Origin of the sequence: uncultured Sphingorhabdus sp. (assembly GCF_937872355.1) — a bacterium.
In the GTDB taxonomy this organism is placed as follows: Bacteria; Pseudomonadota; Alphaproteobacteria; order Sphingomonadales; family Sphingomonadaceae; genus Sphingorhabdus_B.
The window spans coordinates 1-20,396 of record NZ_CALMSV010000160.1; the positions used below are offsets into that span (position 1 = coordinate 1).

Below are 20,396 nucleotides of genomic sequence, written 5' to 3' on the forward strand. Positions count from 1 at the left end.
AATTGAAAGCCTTGGTGCGAAGCCGATCTTCGTTGAAAATGTTGCAGGTATCGAAGGCGAAGGCGCCGGCGGTTACGCAACCGAAATGTCGCCTGAATATCAGAAGGCACAGGCCGAACTGGTATCTAGCCATATCGCCAAGCAGGATATTGTGATCACGACCGCACTGATCCCCGGACGGGCTGCTCCGCGCCTGATTTCCGATGCGCAGATCGCGTCGATGAAACCGGGCAGCGTGATTTTTGACCTGGCAGTCGCGCAAGGCGGCAATGTTGAAGGCTCAAAACCCGATGAGGTCGTCATCAAGCATGGCATCAAAATCATCGGCTATTCAAACACCCCCGCGCATTTGGCCGCCGATGCCTCTGCATTGTTCGCACGCAACCTTTTCAACTTCCTGTCAGCCTTTTGGGACAAGGACGCGGGTAAACCGGTGCTTCCCGATGATGACGAAATCACCGCGGCCATCCGCCTGACAAAGGACGGCAAGGTTGTGAACGAACGGCTGTTGGGCTGACGGAGAAAGACATGGACTTCATTTCAATCCTCTCGATCTTCGTACTCGCCTGTTTCGTAGGCTATTACGTCGTCTGGTCGGTAACACCCGCTCTGCACACGCCTTTGATGGCGGTGACCAACGCGATTTCGTCGGTGATCATTGTCGGTGCGCTGATCGCGGCCGCGGCGTCAGGTGCGCCCGGGGCAAAATGGCTTGGGCTGCTGGCCATTGTGCTTGCCAGTATCAACATTTTCGGCGGTTTTGCGGTGACCGAGCGGATGCTCGCCATGTACAAGAAAAAGGACAAGTAAGTCATGGAACATGCAACCGTTCCCGCATGGGCTTTGCTTGCCTATCTTGTGTCCGGGGTGTTTTTCATTCTCGCCTTGCGCGGGTTAAGCTCACCTGCTTCGTCGCGGCGCGGCAACCGTTTTGGCATGGCGGGGATGCTGATCGCCGTTGTTACGACATTGGCCACGCACGTTCCCATGATCCAAGGCGACAATTTTAACAGCTATCACGGTCCCGATTTTGACGCAATTGCTTGGGTTTTGGGCGCGATCGGTTTGGGAGCGGTGATTGGTCTGACAACCGCACGCAAGATTGCGATGACGGACATGCCGCAGTTGGTTGCCGCCTTCCACTCGCTGGTCGGATTGGCAGCGGTACTTGTGGCTGCAGCTGCGTTCCTCAATCCTGCTTCGTTTGGCATTCTTGCGACGCCTGAAGAGTTTATGGATCCAGCCGAGTTTGCAAAGCTTGGCTTGATCAATCCCGTCAGCCGGATAGAAATGGGTCTTGGTGTCGCTATCGGTGCCATCACCTTCTCCGGCTCGGTCATTGCTTTCCTTAAGCTTGCGGGCAAAATGTCCGGCGCGCCCATTTTGCTGACCATGCGGCACGTAATCAACTTGGGCACGCTGGCATCGATTTTGGGACTGACGGCCTATTTCGTAGTCGACCAATCGCCATGGGTTTTCTGGACTATTACCGCCTTATCTTTCCTGATCGGTTTCTTGCTGATCATCCCGATTGGCGGCGCGGATATGCCGGTCGTCGTCTCGATGCTTAACAGCTATTCGGGTTGGGCAGCTGCGGCGATGGGCTTCACGCTGCATAACAGCGCGATGATCATCACCGGTGCGCTGGTGGGTTCGTCAGGTGCGATCTTGAGCTACATCATGTGCAAGGCGATGAACCGCAGCTTCATCTCGGTGATTGCAGGCGGCTTTGGTGCGGATTCGGGTGCTGCTGCAGGTGGCGCGGCGAAAGTCGATAGGCCGTGGAAACGCGGCTCTGCTGAGGACGCGGCCTATATGATGAGTCAGGCCGAAAGCGTCATCATCGTCCCCGGTTACGGCATGGCAGTGGCACAGGCGCAGCATGCCCTTCGCGAAATGGCCGACCTCCTCAAAAAAGAAGGCGTCAGCGTTAAATATGCGATCCATCCGGTCGCTGGTCGCATGCCCGGCCATATGAACGTCCTGCTCGCCGAGGCGAATGTGCCCTATGATGAGGTGTTTGAGCTGGAGGATATCAACAGCGAGTTTGCTCAGACCGATGTTGCCTTCATCATCGGCGCGAATGACGTGGTGAACCCGGCGGCGAAGACCGACAAATCGTCGCCCATCTACGGAATGCCGGTGTTCGATGTCGATAAGGCCAAAACCGTTTTCTTCATCAAGCGCAGCATGGGCGGCGTGGGCTATGCAGGCGTCGACAATGACGTCTTCTATATGGACCAGACGATGATGCTGCTCGCAGACGCCAAGAAAATGGTCGACGATATTGTGAAGGCCTTGCAGCATTAAGCTGCAACACGCTATCCGCTGAATTAATAATTCGCCCCGGCCTTTTGACCGGGGCGATTCGATTCAGTTATTGGAAAGTTCAACATGCGCAAAATCGGCCTGATCGGCGGAATGAGCTGGTATTCGACAGAGTTTTACTATCGCCGGATCAACAAGCAGGTGCAGCGCCGCGCCAATGCGATGTGCAGCGCGCCGATGATCCTCGATAATCTCAATTTTTGTGATCTTGCCAAGGCTACAACCGATCAGGATTGGGATCGGGTGGCTGAAGTCTTGATAGCATCTGCCAAACGGCTTGAGGAAGGCGGCGCTACCGCCATCTTGATCGGGGCAAACAGCATGCACAAGGTGCATGATCGGGTGTCGGATGCGGTGAAGGTTCCCGTGCTGCACATCGCCGATGCCGTTGGCCAGAAGATGAAGGCCGATGGCGTCGAATCCGCCGCATTGATCGGTACGCGCAACGTGATGGCCGAAAACTGGTATCGCCAGAGGCTTGTGAAGCATGGCGTCACTTTGCTTCCCTGGGAGGCAGATGATGTCGAGGAACTCGACCGCATCATCTATGAAGAGTTGATGGCGGGGCAGGTGGTGCGCAATTCCGAACGCGCGCTCAAAACCATGATCACCGAAATCGACAAGGATGGCGCGGATGCGGTGGTGCTCGGCTGCACCGAACTGGGGATGATCGTAGACACCAAGGCCAATGTACTGCCGATTTATGACAGCGCGGAAATCCATGCTGATGCCGGTGTCGACTGGATTCTTGGCGACGCACCCTGATGTAAGCCCTTGGCAAGTCTGCATGGATATTGCAGACTTGGCGCATGAGGATGAGGGACAAAGGCGTTTACGCCATCGCCGCTGTTAGCCTTGCATTTGCAAGCTCGACAGCTTTCGCCAAAACCATCTCGGTCGCTGCTGGGGATGATGCGCAGGCGCGTTTACAAGAGGCGCTGATTGGCGCAGCGCCGGGCGATGTGGTCGAACTGGGCAGCGGGCGGTTCAAATTGACTGACGGGCTTTCGCTCGATGTGCCCAAGGTGACGGTGAGGGGGCAGGGAAGCGGTCAGACAATATTGGACTTCACAGGGCAATTGGGTGCTGGTGAAGGCTTTCTGGTGACCTCTGACGATGTTGTCCTTCGCGATTTTGCGGTCGAAAACACAAAGGGGGATGGCATAAAGTCAAAGGGCGCCGACCGTATCGTTTACTATCAGCTCCGCGTAGAATGGACCGGTGGGCCGAAGGAAACCAACGGCGCCTATGGCATCTATCCAGTCGAAAGCCAGGATGTGCTGGTTGATAGCGTGCTGGTACGTGGGGCATCGGATGCAGGCATCTATGTAGGCCAGTCACGCAACATCGTGGTGCGCAATTCGGTCGCGCTGGAAAATGTAGCGGGCATCGAGATTGAAAATAGCTACGACGCCGACGTTCACGATAATCTGGCAACCCGCAACACTGGCGGCATATTGGTGTTTGACCTGCCCAACTTGTTGCAGATGGGCGGCAAGAATGTGCGCATTTTCGAAAATGTCGTGGTCGACAATTCGACCCCCAATTTCGCGCCCAAAGGCAATATCGTCGCCAATGTGCCCACCGGAACCGGGGTGATGGTGATGGCGAACCGCAATGTGCATGTGTTCGACAATATGCTCGGCCAGAATGGCACCACCAATGTCATGGTGGTAGGCTATCGCTATCCGCAGACCGACCCGAAATACGACCCTATTGCCAGAGGCGTCGCCATCTGGGGTAATCAGCATGATAAAGCAGGCTGGGACCCCAAATTTCCGGGTAGTCAGCAGATCGCCCAAGCATTGGGTGGAAGCCTGCCTCCGATTTTCTGGGATGGCGCAGGCGGCGATGATGCAAAGCCAGTGGTTGCCGACCCCGTTCCCGCGATTTCTCTGGGTCTTGCCGACCTGAAGGCATCTCCTGAAAGCGCACAGCCCGTGATGCTGCAGAACAGTGCTAACCTGCCGCAGGAATTGCCGCGTATCCGGCTACCTGAATCGATGGAGGAGGCGGTCCGCTGATGCGATTGCTGATCGCCGCTGTGGCGGGGCTTGCGCTTGCCGTTTCGGTCAAAGGAAAGCCAGCGGACATAAACGATAGCGCAATTGTTTCGCCCGAGTTTCCCGCATCGCTTGCAGCTTATGGCTTTTTCGCCGGCGGTGCGGATAAGCCGTCGCCGGCACTGCTGCCTTATGCGCTGCGAACGCCATTGTTCACCGACTATGCCGAAAAGCAGCGTTTCCTCTATCTGCCGCCCGGTGAGAAGTTTGGCGTGGGTGCAGATGGGCGATTGCAATTCCCGTTGGGCAGCGCACTCATCAAGAGTTTTGGCTACCATGACGCCAGCGGAAAACTTAATATCATCGAAACCCGACTATTGCTGCACCGTGCAGAGGGCTGGGTCGCCTTGCCCTATGTCTGGAATGCCGATGGCAGCGATGCGGTTTTGAAGGTTGGCGGAGCGCGTAAGCCGGTTGAATTCAGCAAGCCTGACGGCACCAAGATGGTCATCAGCTATTCAGTGCCCAACAAAAACCAGTGCAAGCAATGCCATTCGACCAAGGATAGCGTGATGCCCGTCGGGCCTGTGTGGCAGAACCTTTCCTTTGCAAATGCGAAGGCTCGCCTTGCATTTGAAGCGCGCGGTGCTGGACCTTCCAAATTGGCCGCACTCGAAGCGAAATGGGATGATCCCAATTCCGGTGCGTTGGAGGCGCGAGCACTCGCCTATTTGCGTGTCAATTGCGGGCATTGCCACAAGCCGACCGGGTCAGCCTCCAATTCCGGACTTTTCTATGATGACCATGAACGCAATCCAGCCGCGCTCGGCATCGGCAAACGCCCGGTTGCTGCGGGCAGGGGATCGGGCAATTTCGATTTCGTTATTGAGCCGGGACATCCCGAACGTTCGATCCTGATCTTTCGGATAAAAAGCACCGATCCCGGTATCGCCATGCCCGAATTGGGGCGTGCGACTGCGCATGATGAAGGCGTCGCGCTCTTAGAGGCATGGATAAAGTCGCTGCCGACGAGCTAGATTATTGCCGCATCATGGCAGCCAGACGGTATCCGCCCCCTGTCCAAGGTTCAAAATAGCCCTCAATCGCCGGATGGCTCACTGGCCCGTTCTCGGCATCGGGCAGCAGGTTTTGCTGGCTGACATAGGCGATATAGCTGCTGTCTGCATTTTCGGCGAACAGATGGTAGAAAGGCTGATCCTTGTGCGGGCGTACAGCCTCCGGAATGGCATCATACCATTCGTCGCTATTGGCGAAGACCGGGTCGATATCAAACACCACGCCGCGAAAGTCGAAGATGCGGTGTCGCACGACATCGCCGATGGAAAAGCGGGCTTCGGCGATGGGCGGCATTTCTGGATTCGCTTTCATGGGGCCAATATCGTTGTCCAAAGCCATTCTTGCAACCTTGCGCTTGGCAAAGCCGGAATCATTCGCTAATGGCCGCGCTCTGTCGCACGGGCGCGCCTTTTACAGGCATCGACCAAAGCCCTAAAAGACATGCGGACAGATGCCGGAGTGGTCGAACGGGGCGGTCTCGAAAACCGTTGTGCCAGTAATGGTACCCAGGGTTCGAATCCCTGTCTGTCCGCCATTTTCTCTGGTGACCTATTCTTCAAGACTCATCTATTGGGGACATTGATGACGTAGTCGTCTGTGATCCGCGGGTTGCGGCGTTGTTGATGCAAAAGCGCCACGCCTTGTCCAGTCAACGAACGAACATCTTGTATAAGGTGCGCCTGATCGAAATATCCGAAATCCTGGGCCAATGCTGACCAATCTGGAGCGTTGGAGCAGTCAGCGCGCAACAACAGTTTCATAAGCCTGACATGACGAGCATATTGTTTTGGCGAAATCCCGATTTCATCTTCAAAATGCCGCCTCAACGATCTTATCGGTTTGTCCAACAGTTTCGCGATGTCAGAGATTCGCGCCTGGCCTTGTGATTGTCTGATCCATTTCGCTGTGTGTGCAACTGACGGACGGTTACGCATTTTGGCGCGCGGAAAGCGGCTTAAATATTTGCACAATTCGGTGGCCACTTTTTGAGCCGGAGCGCCGCTTTTTGCGACACGTAGAGCTGTTTCAAAAGCCAATGGCGCAGGAACGATTACATCCTGGTCAACAATCTCCAGGGGATGAACATCAAGTAGCGCAGGTGCAACCTCGGGAAATAGGCGGACAGCGATAATTTCGCAGGAACTACCGTTGTTATTCCACCGAGGTAGGCTGACCGGACCGAGTAGCGCCACATGGACATCCAAAAGTTCACTTTTTTGCTCATTCCACTTTCGAATGATTGCGATGCAGGCCTTCCAATGCGGAACGAGCATTTGCCTGGACAGCGGATATGAACCTTCACCGAAAATCCAGACAGCTTCAGCGAGGTCTGCTAGCGGACCTTCGATATCAAGCCATCGATATTCATGAAGTGGGTCACACTTCCACGTCGCAGTTTCATAGTTTTGAAGCATCATCCTCTATCGCCGCATCATGTTAGGCTCGCAACCTTTGGGAGAATTGAAGCTTTTACCCCAAGCGGGCAATTCTGGCTATGACAGTCTATGATCTTGTTAGAGGTCATTTCCGGGTGGACTTGCATAAACCGGCAACCGGTCCGCTGAGGGCGCCGGCCGGAGGCGCAATGTCCAATAGGCAGGCGATGCTCGGTGCGAGTTGCAGCATATTGGCTGCTCCGTTCGATATCTTACCAATGTCCGGGCCTTTTCCGTATAAAATAGCGCCAATCCCTGGCGTTCCGGCGATATGGCCATGCACGCCGGGGCTCCCCTGATTTAGAAATCCGCCCGCCACATGTTCGACCTCTGCGTGCGAAAGTCCGGATTTGGCAAGAGTCTCTCGATCGAATGATAGAGGGAAAATATATCTTCGAGTTGGGGATTTGCGGGAATCTAGACTGAATCCGGCAACGGTGCTGATGAAAAGATCGCCGGTATTTGCATCATGGTCGATTGCGAGATCGGACAGAGCTTCCCGTGTGCCAACAAATGCGAAAATCGGGGAGTTGGAACTGTCTTTGAGTTCACGGAGCCGGTCTTGCAAATCTTGCACGATTTCCAGTTTCCGCTTGCGACTGATGTGACCGCCAATCCTGTCGTCACTGTTGATATAAATATGTGCCGACGCGCCAGAGGTAAATATTCCTATGTCGGGGTGCTTCCCTCCGACGGCGTAACCCCATGATTCGATTAATGAAGAAATCGCGACAGCACTATGGGTGGGTACCATGCCGTGATCGGAGGCGACGATAAAGTTTGTATTTTTCGAATGTGTCTTATCCGCAATTTCTCCAATCCCTCGGTCGAGTAAAAGATATGCGCGTTTGACTTTTTCCGAATACAGTGCCGTTTTTGTATCATGGTCAAGTTGAAGCGTTGAACTGACCAGATATTTATGTTGTACGGTATCGAGATAAGGCAGGTACCCAAGCAACAAATCCCAGTCCGAGTGATTCAACAGCAGGTCGAGCGCGTCCAGAGCATATTTTGCCTGATATTCGTTTAGCGCGTCAAATCCGGCTTCGCTAATCCGGCCAGCATGCAACCCTCGGGCATCCAAAGTGCCTGGCCACGGACCAAGTTTTGAAATGACAGCTGCGGCCATATTTGAATTCGCGTCGGTGTAATATGGCTGTCCCCAATAGACCTCAACTTCACCAGTCAATGGGTCCATGCTGTTCAGCCAAAGAGCATTGGTGACTGGTTTTCCATTTTCGACTCGATGCAGAGGGAAAATGCGGTCGGAAGCCAATTCGTTGATGCGGCCATCCTCGCTGCGCACCAGTAATGTAAATCCTTTGTTCCCATCGCCATGGCGCGATTGAAGCGCAAAGCCAATCAGTCCATCAGTGATGATTTTTGGCAGGGTGCTTTGATTTGGTTGCGGAACCAGCCAAGTGAGGTTTTCAGAGTCGGAAGATCGTCTGGCATCTGCCAAGCCTCCGGCAATTGGAGCCAATTTTATTACAACGGATTCCTGGCTGCTTTGAACAAAGTTGAGCATATAGTCACAGACATAATTTTCAGTACGTCCGTCGAACCCTGGTGCGGCAAGGCAGGCGGTTCGCTTACCTTGGCGCCGCGCCGCTGCCACGATCGTTTCCGCCGAGCTGACATAGGCGAATGCGTCGGAGCCCTGGGGTAGTTCGATATTCGGAACAGCAAAGGTTTGACCGACCGCTCCTGATTTGGAAGGCGATGCGCCGGAAAAAATGGCAACATGCGATGGCCCGGTACTGGCGACGTTGATGGGTGTCAGTTCGCGGGCTTGGTAGCCCTTCTTTTGGCTCTGTTTGATAATCCCGATTTGGTCGAGTTGGTCGTCGGCGAGCAAAGCGTCAACATATTCGTCCGACGCCCCGTCCAAGGTAAGCAAAACCGTTCTGGTCTTTGGCGATGAAACCGTTGTACATCCGGCAAGGCTAATCGTGGCCAATGACAGCGCCAGATAATAACTCAATTTATGCATAAAATGGATCCCGTGTACCGGTTGAAACAAGCGGGATGGGAATTGTCGGGAATTTTCTAACTGTCTTGGAAAAATCGGCCAAACTGGCTAAATCGAAAATAAGCAGGGGCTTTTCAGCTCGCGCTTCTTACCACTGGCTAAAAATTGACCGAATCTCCGGTATCAAGGCTTTTTGATCTCGATCGTCGAAATAGGCAGGCCGTACACCTGCATATTATGGCTATGGCACAGCTGGTGAAGCGCGAAGATTGTGCTCATTGCTTGCGGTCGACCCATGGCGTCATGCGCTGCATTGATCGCCTCTTTCGCCATTTTGAGGGCGAAACGTGGTTTGGCCGCGATCACGCTGGCCATGCCGAGCGTTGCGGTTTCTAGTTCGGCTAGCGGCACAACGCGGTTGATGAAACCTGTCGCGGCGGCTTCCTGCGCGCTGATCCAGCCTGCCGTGAACAGCAGTTCCTTGGCCTTGCGGATGCCAAAGTCATAGGGATGGTTGAAGAATTCGGTGCCGCAAACACCCAAATCGATGGTGTTGTCGCAAAATGCGGCGTTGTCTGAGGCAATCACAAGGTCGCACGCCATCACCAGCATCAATCCGCCCGAGATGCAGCGACCCTGCACCTGCGCGATGGTTGGCTTGGGCACATTGCGCCAGCGTTCGGTAAGGTCGAGATAGACCTCTTTCTCCACTGCATAACGGCCTTCGGCGCCGGGCGCAGTGAAATCGGCCCAATTACCAAGGACATCAAAGTCGGTTGGCTGCACATCGCGTTGCTTCAGGTCATGCCCGCTGCTGAAATCCGGGCCGTCAGCTGCAAGAATGATGACCGCGACTTCCTCGTCGCGCGCACATTCGGTGAATGCCGCGTCGAGCTGGTAGAGCATGGCGAAATTCTGGGCATTGCGCTTTTCTGCGCGGTTGAGGACGATGCGGGCAACGCCTGCAGCAGGGTGCTCGATCTTGACCAATGGCTCGCCTGCCTCATTGGTTTTGATGACGGTCATCGCATATCCTCCCTCGCATCACAGCCGGACTCGGCTCTCCTGATGCAATGGCTATCAATGCCTGACCTGTGCGCATAGCGTGAAATTTAACTGATCAATTAATATGCGGTTGCACTTGCCGGACAAATTTGGTCAATGGCGCGCATGACTGACAATGAACGCATTCCCGTTATTATCGGCGTAGGCCAGATCAATGATCGCCCCGACGATCCCGACAACGGCCTCGATCCGCTTGGCCTGATGGTGCAGGCGCTGAAGCGCGCCGAAACGGACAGTGGGGTTTCGTTGCTGGCACAATTGGATAGTGTGGCGGTTGTCGATCAGATCAGTTTCCGCGATCTCAACCCGCTCGATCGCAAGCTGGCCGATGCACTCGGCGCGAACCCATCGGTTTGCTACCAATCCGAAGCGCCGCATGGCGACACGCCGATCCGCCTGTTGAACGAAGCTGCAAACCGCATTGGGGCAGGGGAGATCAAGCTGGCTGCGGTGGCTGGCGCAGAGGCTTTGCGGACGATTGCAGGCCGCCTGGCCAAACATGCAACGCCGCAATCGGATGTGTTCGAAGGCGTCCGCAAGGAAGCCAAGCGCGAACCGGGTTATGCGCAGCAACATGGGCTTAACGCCCCGGTTGATGTCTATCCGCTTTATGAAAACGCAGGGCGTGCGGCCTATGGTCAGACGCTGGCCGAGGCACAGCAGGAAAGCGGAGCAATCTGGTCGCGTTTCAGTGAGATTGCAGCGGGCAATGAAGGGGCCTGGATTCGCAAGCCGACATCCCCTGAAGAAATCATCACTTCGAACGAGAAAAATCGTCCGCTGGCTTTTCCCTATAACAAGCTGATGGTTGCAAATTCGTCGGTCAATCAGGGAGCCGGTTTCATTGTCGCCAGCCTTGCCGAGGCGCGCCGTCTGGGTGTTTCTGACGACAAGATGATCTATGTAGGAATGGGCGCAGCGGCAAAGGAGGCCTATAGCTTCTTGCAGCGCGACCGCTACGACCGCTCGGTCAGCATGGAAACCTCGATCCGCCGCACGCTTGAACTCAACAAAATGAGCGGCGCGGATTTTGATTTCGTCGAGTTGTACAGCTGCTTTCCCTGCGTTCCCAAGATGGCGCGCCGTATCCTCGGTTGGCCAGCGGAAAAGCCGGCGACGGTGTTTGGCGGCCTGACTTTCGGCGGCGGGCCAATCGCCAACTATATGAGCCATGCTGTGGTTTCGATGGTCGAGAAGTTGCGCAACGAAGGCACCAACGGCTTCCTGTTTGCCAATGGCGGTTTTGCGACCGACAACCACTGCATTGTGGTTTCCAACAAGCCCCTGGTGGCCGCGCAGTTTCCGCAGAATTTCGATTATCAGGCAGAGGCGGATGCCGCGCGAGAAACGGTGCCTGAACTCGAAAAGGATTATGTCGGTGCAGGAAATGTAGAGACTTACACCGTGTTTTATGGCCGCGATGGGAGCCCCAAGGGCGGTGTCGTGGTCGCACGCACGCCCAATGGTGACCGCACCCTGGCGCATGTCGATGCGACCGATGGCGCGATGGTTGAATTCCTCACGAGCGGAAAGGAAGAACCTGTCGGAACTTCAGGTTCAGTTGTCGCCGATGCCGGTGGCCGCAGGATTTGGGCCCGCGCTTAAGCGGGCTCCTTTACCCTCAGCGTAGCAAGCGCTGCCAGCGCCATCACGGCAGCGGCGAAGGCCATTGTCCAAATGGGTTCGGTCGGGAAGAATGCCTTCAGGATTGATCCCATCACTGTTGCCACCAGAAGCTGCGGCACGACGATGAAGATGTTGAACAGCCCCATATAGATACCAAGCTTGCCCTGCGGCAGGCTGGATGCGAGGATTGCGTATGGCATTGCGAGGATTGATGCCCATGCGATGCCGATGCCGATTTCCGCAAGTAACAGCATCTGCGGATCGCGGATGAACAGGAAGGCGGTAAAACCTGCCGATCCAGCCAGAAGGCAGGCCATGTGCGTGCGCACCTTCCCGATGCGCTCGGCAAGTTTGGGCAAGATGAAAAGGGCGGCGATAGCGGCTACGCCATTGTAAACGGCAAACAGGATGCCGACCCAATTGCCACCTTCATTATAGGCCCCCGAAGCGGGGTCGCTTGAGCCAAAGGCATATTGGGCGACGACCGGTGTCGTGTAGATCCACATAATGAACAGTGCCGACCAGCTGAAGAACTGCGCCAGCGCCAGTTTCTTCATGATTTCGGGCATTCCCGAAAAATCACCAACGATGTGGCTCAGCATATTGTTGCTGCGGCCACCTTTGGCCAGTTGGATGGCTACGATACTGGCAAGGCCATAGCCTGCCATCAGACCAGCGAGCAGATACACTTCTTTCTCGAGTCCCATGATGGAAACCAGCATCGCGACGCCAGCGCCTGCGGCAATCCACACCAATGCAGAAACGGACGAACGCGCTGCGAGGGCGCGAACGGTTGAGCTATCGCCGTCGGCGTTGTCCTGTCCGAATGCACGCAATTCTTCTGGGCTATATTCCTGCGTGCTGAACACCGTCCACAAAACGGAAAGCAGATAGATCAAACCGCCGAACCAGAAGCTGTATTTAACAGTGTCGGGGATGCCGCCGCCCGCCACTTCGTTGGCCACCCCCAGATGATCGAGCACCCAAGGGAATATCGAACCGACGACAGCGCCTGCACCGATAAAGGCAGTTTGCAGCGAATAGCCTGCCGTATGCTGGTCTTTGCGCAGCATGTCGCCAACAAAGGCCCGGAACGGCTCCATCGAAACATTGATCGACGCATCAAGTATCCAGAGCATAACCGCGGCAAACCAGAGGGCAGGGGCGAGCGGCATCACAAAGAGCGCTAGAGACGCCATGATCGCGCCAGCAAGGAAATAGGGGCGTCGACGGCCGAGTTTGCCCAGCCACGTCCGGTCGCTCATATGGCCAATGACAGGCTGCACCAGCAAACCGGTCAGCGGCGCAGCAATCCACAACGCCGTCAGGTTATCGAGGCTTTCACCCAGCGACTGGAAGATGCGCGACATGTTCGCATTTTGTAGCGCGAACCCGATTTGTATCCCGAAGAAGCCGAACGAAATATTCCATAAGCCCCAAAAGCCCTGACGCGGCTTTTCCATAACCCTCTCCCGATTATCTTTTGCGGCAACTTGGCAGCGAATTGGCAGGGCGGCAATATTTCGTGCAGCGCGATACGGTTACGTATACGAATACGTAGGCTCAATGCGCTCCGCAGGATTTGCGGACAACAAGCTTCGCCGGAAGAGTGTAGCTTTCCGCGCTCTTGCCCTCGATAAGCTTGAGCAATGTGTCGACCAGAACTTCGCCAGCTGCCCGATAATCCTGCTGCACCGTCGTCAATGGCGGATGGGCAAGGCTGGCTGCGGGAATATCGTCGAAGCCGATAACGGCAATATCACCCGGGATAGTCAAACCAGCAGCTTCGATTGCCCTGATGGCACCGATGCCGATAAGGTCGCTTGCAGCAAAAATAGCGTCGAACCTGACGCCGCTGTTGATCAATTGCTGCGCAGCATCAAAGCCAGACTGCTCGGTATTGAAGGCATCGACCTGCAAGTCGCCCGATATGTTCAGCCCTGCAGCAAATATTGCATTGCGTGCTCCCAAATATCTGTCCCGGAATTCGGGGTAGTGATCAGATGCATCGCCGAGGAAGGCGATGTCTTTCCGGCCAAGCGCGATCAGATGCTCCGCGGCCGATCGTCCGCCGTCCATATTGTCGCAGCCGATCGTTGTTCCCATTTCATCCTGACCGCCGACCAGCCCCCAGCGAACGAAATGCGTTCCTTGCTGGATAAGCTGCTCCAGCTTGGGCTGGTATAGCTCGTAATCGCCATAGCCGAGCAGGATGATGCCATCGGCTTTTCGGCTGTCTTCATAATCGACATGCCAGTTGGCCGACAGCTGCTGAAAGGAAATCAGCAGGTCATGATTCCGCCGGGCCGCTGTCCGGGTGATCGATGCCAGCATTGACAGAAAGAAAGGGTTTATGCCGGTTTCGTCCGGCGTCGGGTCTTCAAAAAACAGCAATGCCAATGTGTTTGAGCGCTGGGTGCGCAAGCTCGATGCGTTCTTGTCGACTTTATAGTTCAGTTGCTGTGCAATTGCCTCGATGCGTTTGCGCGTTTGCTCCGAAACCGAGGGGCTACCGCGCAAGGCGCGCGATACCGTAGGCTGCGAAACGCCAGCGAGTTGCGCGATATCGAACGATGTCGGCTTATGTGGTGGCATATGGTGTGCCCAGCTCTCCTGTAACAATCCTTAAGCGCGGCGTTGCATTCCTGCAACGACGTTACCGCATAATTCTGAATACGTATGTGAATAACTGTCATTTGGCGTGCGCGCCGTAGTAATTAAACAGCGATGGCCAAACTGGGAGGCCATGCACTTTAGGTTGCAACAAAGCGGTGCAGCAACGACTGGGCCGCAAAAGAGGGGATACAGGATGTCTGCTTCGTGGAACACGAATGAAGTACGTGCGCGCCTTGCGCATACGACCAGCGCGACCGCGCTGGCCTTTGCAGTTTTTGCTGCGCTGCCTGGTGCAGCTTATGCACAGGATGCAGCTGAAGATGTTGCAACTGAAGAAGATGCGATCGTCGTTACCGGCTTCCGTGCGGCGTTGGAAAATGCCGTCGCTGAAAAGAAAAATGCTGAACAAATCGTCGAAACGGTTTCCGCGGAAGATATCGGCAAATTGCCTGACGCATCCATTGCGGAATCCATTGCGCGCTTGCCGGGCCTCACGTCGCAGCGCCTAAACGGTCGTTCTGCTTTCATCTCAATCCGCGGCTTTGGTCCGGACCTTTCTCAGACCCTGCTCAACGGACGCGAACAGACATCGACCGGCGACAACCGCGCGGTTGAATTTGATCAATATCCCTCCGAAATGGTCAGCCAGGTCAATGTCTACAAGACTCCGTCCGCGAACATCATTGGCCAAGGTCTTGTCGGCACCGTCGACATCCGGACCGCCCGTCCGTTGGAAACGGGCAAACGCGTTCTAGCTCTTGGCGTCAAAGGAAGCCTCACCGATCTCGGCAAGCTGAACGCAGGGTCGAATGACAAGGGCTATCGCGTCAATGCGACCTATATCGACCAGTTTGGCGGCGATACTGTCGGGATTGCGCTCACTGCGAACTATGTCGATGAATCCTATCAGGTTCAGGAATATAATGCATGGGGATATAATGATTTTGCCGGCAATCGCTTGATTGGAGGTAACAAATCCTTTGTTACTTCGACCAATCTTCGTCGTTTGGGCCTTGGCGGCACACTGCAGGGCGACCTGTCGGATAACGTCCGTCTGACTGCCGACCTGTTCTATTCGAAATTTGATGACGACATCATCAAGCGCGGCATCGAGCTCCCATTGTCGAGCGCGTTTGGCTGGACCGCTGCGGGTATCAACCCGGGTTACACTGTGGAAGATGGCCATATCGTCAATGGCACGTTCACCGATATCGAAGCGGTTGTGAACAACCACAAGCTGGTTCGTTCGGCAGACTTGTTCTCGAGCGGTCTGAATGTCGACTGGGATATCGGCAATGGCTGGAATGCGACTTTTGATTGGGGCACTTCGCGCACCGACCGCAACGAACTGGTATTTGAATCCAATGCCGGTACAGGCCGTGGCCAGGGCGTTGGCGCCCGCGACACCATCGGTTTCACGCAAAGCACTTCGGGCACCGTTTTTAACCCGACGCTTGATTATTCCGACCCGAACCTGATCCGTCTGACCTCACCCATGGGCTGGGGTGGCATCGCTGGTGGTCAGGATGGCTATTATAACGATCGTATCGTAGATGACGAACTGTCGACGGTCCGCTTCGATCTTGAAAAGGAACTGGACGGTTTCTTCTCCGCGGTTCGTGCAGGTGTTGCGTTTAACGATCGCAAGAAGTCGCTTTATGCCGATGAATATTTCGTTGTGCTCGCGAGCGGCGCTGCCGATCTGCGCGTTCCTGACCAATATCTGCTGCGTCCGACCAATCTGAACTATCTCGGCCTTGGGCCGGTGATCAGTTATGATCCGCAGGAACTGCTGGAAGGCGGCATTTACCGCTTAGTACCGAATGCAGTTCAGGATGTGATTTCGAAAAATTACGTTGTGGAGGAAGAGCTTCTCACCGGCTATCTGCAGGCAGCCATTGATACCGAACTGGGTTCGAACCAGTTGACCGGTAATGTTGGCGTTCAGGTCATCAAGACCGAGCAGAGCAGCTCAGGCGCATTGTTCTTCAGCGGCGTCGCAACGCCAACCACGCTGGGTGCGAACTACACAGATTGGCTGCCCAGCTTGAACCTGTCGCTGCGCACACCAAGCGATTTTGTCTTCCGTGTTGGCCTTGCCCGCGAAATCCAACGCCCGCGTATGGACCAGATGCGCGTCTCGATCGGCTATGGCGTAGATCGCGGCGGTACGACCCCGATCATCCGTGGTAGCGGTGGCAATCCCTTCCTGAAGCCGATCCGTGCCAATGCGGCCGATCTTACCGTTGAAAAATATTTCGGCACCAAAGGCTATGTGGCCGCTCAGCTCTTCTACAAGAAGCTGCTGAATTGGATCTATAATGCCGAGTTCGAATTCGACTATACGGGCTTCCCGCTGGGTGCCGAAGTTGTTCCATCGCGCATTGGTACGCTTAACGCACCGCTGAACGGTGATGGCGGCAAGATTTATGGTATCGAACTGGCGGGTACTCTGCCGTTTGAAACATTGACCCCTGCGCTTGAAGGTTTCGGTGTGACAGGCGGCGTATCTTATACCAAGAGCAAGCTGCGTCCCGCTCCGGGTCAGCCTTATGGCGACATTGACGGCTATTCGCGCTGGGTTGCCAACGGTACGGCTTATTTCGAAAAGAATGGTTTCAGCGCCCGTGGTAGCGTCCGTTATCGTTCGACCTTCCAGGGTGAACTGTCGGGTTTTGGCGGCAACCGCGTCCGTCGCCGTGCACGCGGTGAAATGATCGTCGACGCTCAGCTTGGCTATGACTTCCAGCCTGGAAGCAGCCTTGAAGGCCTGTCATTGTTCATTCAGGGCCAGAACCTGACCAACGAGCCTTTCTCAACGACTAATCCAGGCGCGCCGCTCGAAGTCATCGATTATCAGACCTATGGCCGCCGTTACCAGGCTGGCATCACCTTCAAGTTCTGATACCTAAGCTTTGGGGACGCTGCCATAGGCGGCGTCCCTTTCATTTTCGGGCCCTGGTGGCTCCGTGAACGAGGCAGGCAGGACCGATGCGCATAGTCATTGTAGGAGGCGGATCTGCAGGCTGGATGGCAGCAGCAGCGCTATCGCGGCTGCTGACGCCAGAATGGAAGATAACCCTCGTCGAATCTGATCAAATCGGCACAGTCGGTGTTGGTGAGGCAACAATTCCGCAGATATTGCTGTTCAACGGCGTGTTGGGCATTGATGAGAATGAATTTCTGAAAGCAACCAAGGGCACGTTCAAGCTCGGCATCGAATTTGATGGCTGGCGTGCACCAGGCCAGCGCTACATGCATGCCTTCGGTCAGGTTGGACGCGATCTGGGTTTGATTCCATTCCATCATTATTGGTTGCAAGCAAAGGCGCGAGGCACGGCCAAATCTCTCGGTCATTACAGTCTTTCGGAATGTACTGCCCGCGCAAACCGTTTCTCTCGCACCGATCCGCTACCGCAGGCGCCTTTGGGAGCGCCCGCCTATGCCTATCATTTTGACGCCGGGCTTTATGCTGCGATGCTGCGCAAATTTTCCGAAGCGCGCGGTGTTGTCCGCCACGAAGGCCGGATCGTCGACGTGCAGCTGGAAAGCGAAAGCGGCGGGGTTGCCGCGATCAAACTCGAAAGCGGTGAAATGGTCGAGGGCGATCTTTTCATCGACTGTTCCGGTTTTCGCGGCTTGTTAATCGGCGATGCTGTCGGTTCGGAATATGTCGACTGGTCGAAATGGCTACCGTGTAACCGGGCACTTGCGGTGCCTTGCAAATCTGCGGAAAAGCTGTTGCCTTATACGCGGGCGATCGCGCGTGAGGCAGGCTGGCAATGGCGCATTCCGTTGCAGCATCGCATTGGCAATGGTTATGTCTATTGCAGCGACCATATCGATGATGACAGCGCGGCGGCGACGCTGCTTGCCAATCTCGACGGTGAGCCGCTGGCTGACCCAAAGCCTATCCGCTTCACGACTGGTCATAGACGGCATTTCTGGAAGAAAAATGTGGTTTCATTGGGGCTCTCCTGCGGATTTCTCGAGCCGCTGGAATCGACCAGCCTCCATCTTGTCCAATCGGGTATAAAGCATCTGATCGACCTGTTGCCAGCAGGCGGCATCGCTGGGGCAGAAGTGGAACGTTTCAACCGCCAGATGACGTTCGAGTTTGAGACAATTCGCGATTTCCTTGTGTTGCACTATTGGGCGAACGGCCGCGATGAACCATTTTGGCAGGCCTGCCGCAATCTTGAGCTGCCCGACAGCCTGCAGCACAAATTGGAACTCTTCAGATCGAGCGGTCGCCTGTTTCGTTACAATGAAGAGCTATTCACCGAGACTGGATGGTTGCAGGTATTGATCGGGCAGGGAATTGAACCAGCCTCTTACCATCCGCTTGCCAATGCACCCGGTGATGACGCGGTCGATAAATATCTTGCGTCTATAGAAGAGGTCATTGCCGCTAAAACCCGGCTAATGCCTGAACATTCCGACTATATACGCCAAAATTGTTCTTCCGGAGAATTATGATGCGCAGACTTCTCCTCGCTGCGGCTTTGGCTGCGACTGCTGTCACGCCGCTTTCTGCGCAATCGTTCCGCGATCGTTTGCCCGAGGATGAAGTGATCTATTTCGTCCTGCCGGATCGTTTCGCCAATGGTGATCCCCAAAACGATACCGGAGGAATCAAGGGTGACAGGATGAAGCATGGCTTCGATCCAACCCACAAGGGTTTCTACCAGGGCGGTGACCTGAAAGGGCTGACGGATCGGCTCGATTATATCCAGTCGCTGGGTATGACCGCGATCTGGTTTGCACCCATTTTCAAGAACAAACCGGTGCAAGGCGGGGTTGGTCAGGAAAGTGCTGGCTATCACGGCTATTGGGTGACCGATTTCACCTCGGTCGATCCCCATTTCGGAACGAATGGAGAGTTCAAAGCCTTTGTTGACGCTGCCCACGCACGTGGGATGAAGGTCTATATGGACATCATCACCAACCATACAGCCGATGTCATCCAGTATAAGGAATGTCCGACATCTGCCTGCGCCTATCGCAGTCGTGCCGATTTTCCCTATTCACGGCGCGCCGCTGACGGTGCCGATATCAATAAGGGTTTCGAAGGCGACAGGGTGCGCACGGCGGACAATTTTGCCAAATTGACCGACATGAATTTCGCCTACACACCAGTCGTTCCGAAGGCGGAAGCCAATGTAAAGGTACCCGCCTGGCTCAACGATGTGCGCTATTACCACAATCGCGGCGACACCACCTTTCGCGGCGAAAATAGCACGATGGGTGATTTTGTCGGGCTCGACGATCTCTACACCGAAAATCCGCGCGTCGTGGACGGGTTCATCGAAATCTACGGATCGTGGATCAACAAATTTGGTATTGATGGCTTCCGTATCGATACTGCCAAGCATGTGAACCCGGAATTCTGGCAGAAATTTGCGCCTGCAATGCTGGATCGGGCCAAGGCGCGCGGAATTCCGAATTTCCACATATTCGGCGAAGTTGCGAACGAAGGTGTCAACGTCCACGAACAGGCCTATTACACGCGTGTTGCGGGCCTTCCATCAGTGCTGGACTTCGCATTTCGCCGTGCTGCGATCGAAGCCGTAGGCGGACGGCTTGGTACCGAAGTGTTCAATCAATTGACCGATGCTGACACGCTCTATGCCGAAACAACCAACGGCGGAAAACGGTTGCCGACATTTCTTGGCAATCATGACAATGGGCGGTTTGCTCGCGAAATGCGGATGGTGAAACCGCAAGCGGGCGACGCGGAAATCCTGAAGCGCGTCCAGCTTGGTCACGCGCTGATGTTTACGATGCGCGGCGTACCTACAATCTATTCAGGCGACGAACAGGGTTTTGCAGGCGATGGCAATGATCAGGATGCGCGCGAAACACTGTTCGCATCGAAGGTCGCAGTCTATCTCGACAACAAACTGGTGGGAACGCAGTCGGATCATCGCCGTGATAATTTCAGCCAGTCACATCCGATCTATTCGACCATAGCCAAGCTGGCCGACTTGCGGGTGAAACACAGCGCGTTACGGCGCGGCACACAGATCATCCGCAACTATTCGGATGAACCGGGGCTGTTGGCTTTTTCGCGGATTGACGCGGAAAGTGGACAGGAAATCCTGGCTGTGTTCAACACGTCGACAGAGCCTTTGAAAACCAATGTCGAAGTCGAAATGACAGCGACCGGATTTGATGCTTTGATTGGAAAATGTCCCGCGACAACGCGTGCGGCGGGCTCCGCTGCCTTCGAAATCGCGCCGCTCGATTATGCGATTTGTCTCGTAAAATGAA

At 55.1% G+C, this 20,396-nt stretch carries 15 protein-coding genes, 1 tRNA gene and 1 pseudogene; 11 read left to right on the forward strand and 6 right to left on the reverse strand.

From position 1 onward, the window contains the following. The 6 genes and pseudogenes from Q0239_RS10130 to Q0239_RS10155 form a co-directional block, all read left to right on the forward strand. A pseudogene (locus tag Q0239_RS10130) lies at positions 1–517 on the forward strand (NAD(P)(+) transhydrogenase (Re/Si-specific) subunit alpha); the annotation flags it as partial. An 11-nt stretch (positions 518–528) separates the two neighbouring features. Continuing rightward, positions 529–810: a proton-translocating transhydrogenase family protein gene (locus Q0239_RS10135; protein ID WP_298602153.1), complete on the forward strand. Its 282-nt coding sequence runs from the start codon at positions 529–531 to the stop codon at positions 808–810. A gap of 3 nt (positions 811–813) precedes the next feature. Continuing rightward, entirely contained in the window at positions 814–2,310 is a 1,497-nt protein-coding gene (locus Q0239_RS10140; RefSeq protein WP_298602156.1) for an NAD(P)(+) transhydrogenase (Re/Si-specific) subunit beta, read from the forward strand. Positions 2,311–2,394: 84 nt separating this feature from the next. Further along, on the forward strand, positions 2,395–3,093 hold the full coding sequence (locus Q0239_RS10145) for an aspartate/glutamate racemase family protein (RefSeq protein ID WP_298602159.1): 699 nt from the start codon (positions 2,395–2,397) through the stop codon (positions 3,091–3,093). A gap of 44 nt (positions 3,094–3,137) precedes the next feature. Further along, a complete protein-coding gene (locus Q0239_RS10150) occupies positions 3,138–4,352 on the forward strand; it encodes a parallel beta-helix domain-containing protein (RefSeq protein WP_298602162.1) in 1,215 nt (404 codons plus the stop codon). Beyond that, complete coding sequence (locus Q0239_RS10155) at positions 4,352–5,368, forward strand: SO2930 family diheme c-type cytochrome (RefSeq protein ID WP_298602164.1); 1,017 nt, start codon at positions 4,352–4,354, stop codon at positions 5,366–5,368. The genes Q0239_RS10150 and Q0239_RS10155 overlap by 1 nt, the downstream gene beginning before the upstream one ends. A gap of 1 nt (position 5,369) precedes the next feature. Here Q0239_RS10155 and hspQ read toward each other — a convergent pair whose 3' ends face one another. Then, positions 5,370–5,720, reverse strand: coding sequence for a heat shock protein HspQ (gene hspQ / locus Q0239_RS10160; RefSeq protein WP_298602167.1), 351 nt, complete (start codon positions 5,718–5,720; stop codon positions 5,370–5,372). A gap of 133 nt (positions 5,721–5,853) precedes the next feature. Between hspQ and Q0239_RS10165 the strand changes: the two genes are divergently transcribed. Continuing rightward, positions 5,854–5,943 (forward strand) — tRNA-Ser (locus tag Q0239_RS10165). A 28-nt stretch (positions 5,944–5,971) separates the two neighbouring features. Here the strand turns inward: Q0239_RS10165 and Q0239_RS10170 are convergent. The 3 genes from Q0239_RS10170 to Q0239_RS10180 form a co-directional block, all read right to left on the reverse strand. Next, positions 5,972–6,826 (reverse strand): AraC family transcriptional regulator, encoded by an 855-nt coding sequence (locus Q0239_RS10170; protein ID WP_298602170.1) that lies wholly within the window; start codon positions 6,824–6,826, stop codon positions 5,972–5,974. 103 nt (positions 6,827–6,929) lie between these two features. After that, positions 6,930–8,837 carry an alkaline phosphatase family protein gene (locus Q0239_RS10175; RefSeq protein ID WP_298602173.1) on the reverse strand — a complete coding sequence of 636 codons (1,908 nt, stop codon included), beginning with the start codon at positions 8,835–8,837 and terminating at the stop codon, positions 6,930–6,932. Positions 8,838–8,999: 162 nt separating this feature from the next. Then, the gene (locus Q0239_RS10180) at positions 9,000–9,842 is read right to left on the reverse strand and encodes an enoyl-CoA hydratase (protein WP_298602176.1); all 843 of its coding nucleotides are present in this window, start codon (positions 9,840–9,842) and stop codon (positions 9,000–9,002) included. Between the two features lie 144 nt (positions 9,843–9,986). Between Q0239_RS10180 and Q0239_RS10185 the strand changes: the two genes are divergently transcribed. After that, positions 9,987–11,486, forward strand: a complete 1,500-nt coding sequence (locus tag Q0239_RS10185) for an acetyl-CoA acetyltransferase (RefSeq protein WP_298602179.1) — start codon at positions 9,987–9,989, stop codon at positions 11,484–11,486. Here the strand turns inward: Q0239_RS10185 and Q0239_RS10190 are convergent. Both Q0239_RS10190 and Q0239_RS10195 read right to left on the reverse strand, forming a co-directional pair. Beyond that, positions 11,483–12,970 carry an MFS transporter gene (locus tag Q0239_RS10190; protein ID WP_298602182.1) on the reverse strand — a complete coding sequence of 496 codons (1,488 nt, stop codon included), beginning with the start codon at positions 12,968–12,970 and terminating at the stop codon, positions 11,483–11,485. The two genes, Q0239_RS10185 and Q0239_RS10190, sit on opposite strands and share 4 nt — an antisense overlap. Positions 12,971–13,070: 100 nt before the next feature. Then, on the reverse strand, positions 13,071–14,102 hold the full coding sequence (locus Q0239_RS10195; protein ID WP_298602184.1) for a LacI family DNA-binding transcriptional regulator: 1,032 nt from the start codon (positions 14,100–14,102) through the stop codon (positions 13,071–13,073). Between the two features lie 214 nt (positions 14,103–14,316). Here Q0239_RS10195 and Q0239_RS10200 point away from each other — a divergent pair, with 214 nt between their 5' ends. The 3 genes from Q0239_RS10200 (at position 14,317) to Q0239_RS10210 (ending at position 20,395) form a co-directional block, all read left to right on the forward strand. After that, a complete protein-coding gene (locus Q0239_RS10200) occupies positions 14,317–17,028 on the forward strand; it encodes a TonB-dependent receptor (protein WP_298602187.1) in 2,712 nt (903 codons plus the stop codon). Between the two features lie 86 nt (positions 17,029–17,114). Beyond that, on the forward strand, positions 17,115–18,602 hold the full coding sequence (locus Q0239_RS10205; RefSeq protein WP_298602192.1) for a tryptophan halogenase family protein: 1,488 nt from the start codon (positions 17,115–17,117) through the stop codon (positions 18,600–18,602). Beyond that, positions 18,599–20,395, forward strand: a complete 1,797-nt coding sequence (locus Q0239_RS10210) for an alpha-amylase family glycosyl hydrolase (protein WP_298602195.1) — start codon at positions 18,599–18,601, stop codon at positions 20,393–20,395. The genes Q0239_RS10205 and Q0239_RS10210 overlap by 4 nt, the downstream gene beginning before the upstream one ends. Position 20,396: the final 1 nt, after the last annotated feature.

Coding starts and splice junctions, on each gene's coding strand:
- Q0239_RS10135 (WP_298602153.1), top strand. CDS start 529: ATGGACTTCATTTCAATCCTCTCGATCTTCGTACTCGCCTGTTTCGTA.
- Q0239_RS10140 (WP_298602156.1), top strand. CDS start 814: ATGGAACATGCAACCGTTCCCGCATGGGCTTTGCTTGCCTATCTTGTG.
- Q0239_RS10145 (WP_298602159.1), top strand. CDS start 2,395: ATGCGCAAAATCGGCCTGATCGGCGGAATGAGCTGGTATTCGACAGAG.
- Q0239_RS10150 (WP_298602162.1), top strand. CDS start 3,138: ATGAGGATGAGGGACAAAGGCGTTTACGCCATCGCCGCTGTTAGCCTT.
- Q0239_RS10155 (WP_298602164.1), top strand. CDS start 4,352: ATGCGATTGCTGATCGCCGCTGTGGCGGGGCTTGCGCTTGCCGTTTCG.
- hspQ (WP_298602167.1), bottom strand. CDS start 5,720: ATGAAAGCGAATCCAGAAATGCCGCCCATCGCCGAAGCCCGCTTTTCC.
- Q0239_RS10170 (WP_298602170.1), bottom strand. CDS start 6,826: ATGATGCTTCAAAACTATGAAACTGCGACGTGGAAGTGTGACCCACTT.
- Q0239_RS10175 (WP_298602173.1), bottom strand. CDS start 8,837: ATGCATAAATTGAGTTATTATCTGGCGCTGTCATTGGCCACGATTAGC.
- Q0239_RS10180 (WP_298602176.1), bottom strand. CDS start 9,842: ATGACCGTCATCAAAACCAATGAGGCAGGCGAGCCATTGGTCAAGATC.
- Q0239_RS10185 (WP_298602179.1), top strand. CDS start 9,987: ATGACTGACAATGAACGCATTCCCGTTATTATCGGCGTAGGCCAGATC.
- Q0239_RS10190 (WP_298602182.1), bottom strand. CDS start 12,970: ATGGAAAAGCCGCGTCAGGGCTTTTGGGGCTTATGGAATATTTCGTTC.
- Q0239_RS10195 (WP_298602184.1), bottom strand. CDS start 14,102: ATGCCACCACATAAGCCGACATCGTTCGATATCGCGCAACTCGCTGGC.
- Q0239_RS10200 (WP_298602187.1), top strand. CDS start 14,317: ATGTCTGCTTCGTGGAACACGAATGAAGTACGTGCGCGCCTTGCGCAT.
- Q0239_RS10205 (WP_298602192.1), top strand. CDS start 17,115: ATGCGCATAGTCATTGTAGGAGGCGGATCTGCAGGCTGGATGGCAGCA.
- Q0239_RS10210 (WP_298602195.1), top strand. CDS start 18,599: ATGATGCGCAGACTTCTCCTCGCTGCGGCTTTGGCTGCGACTGCTGTC.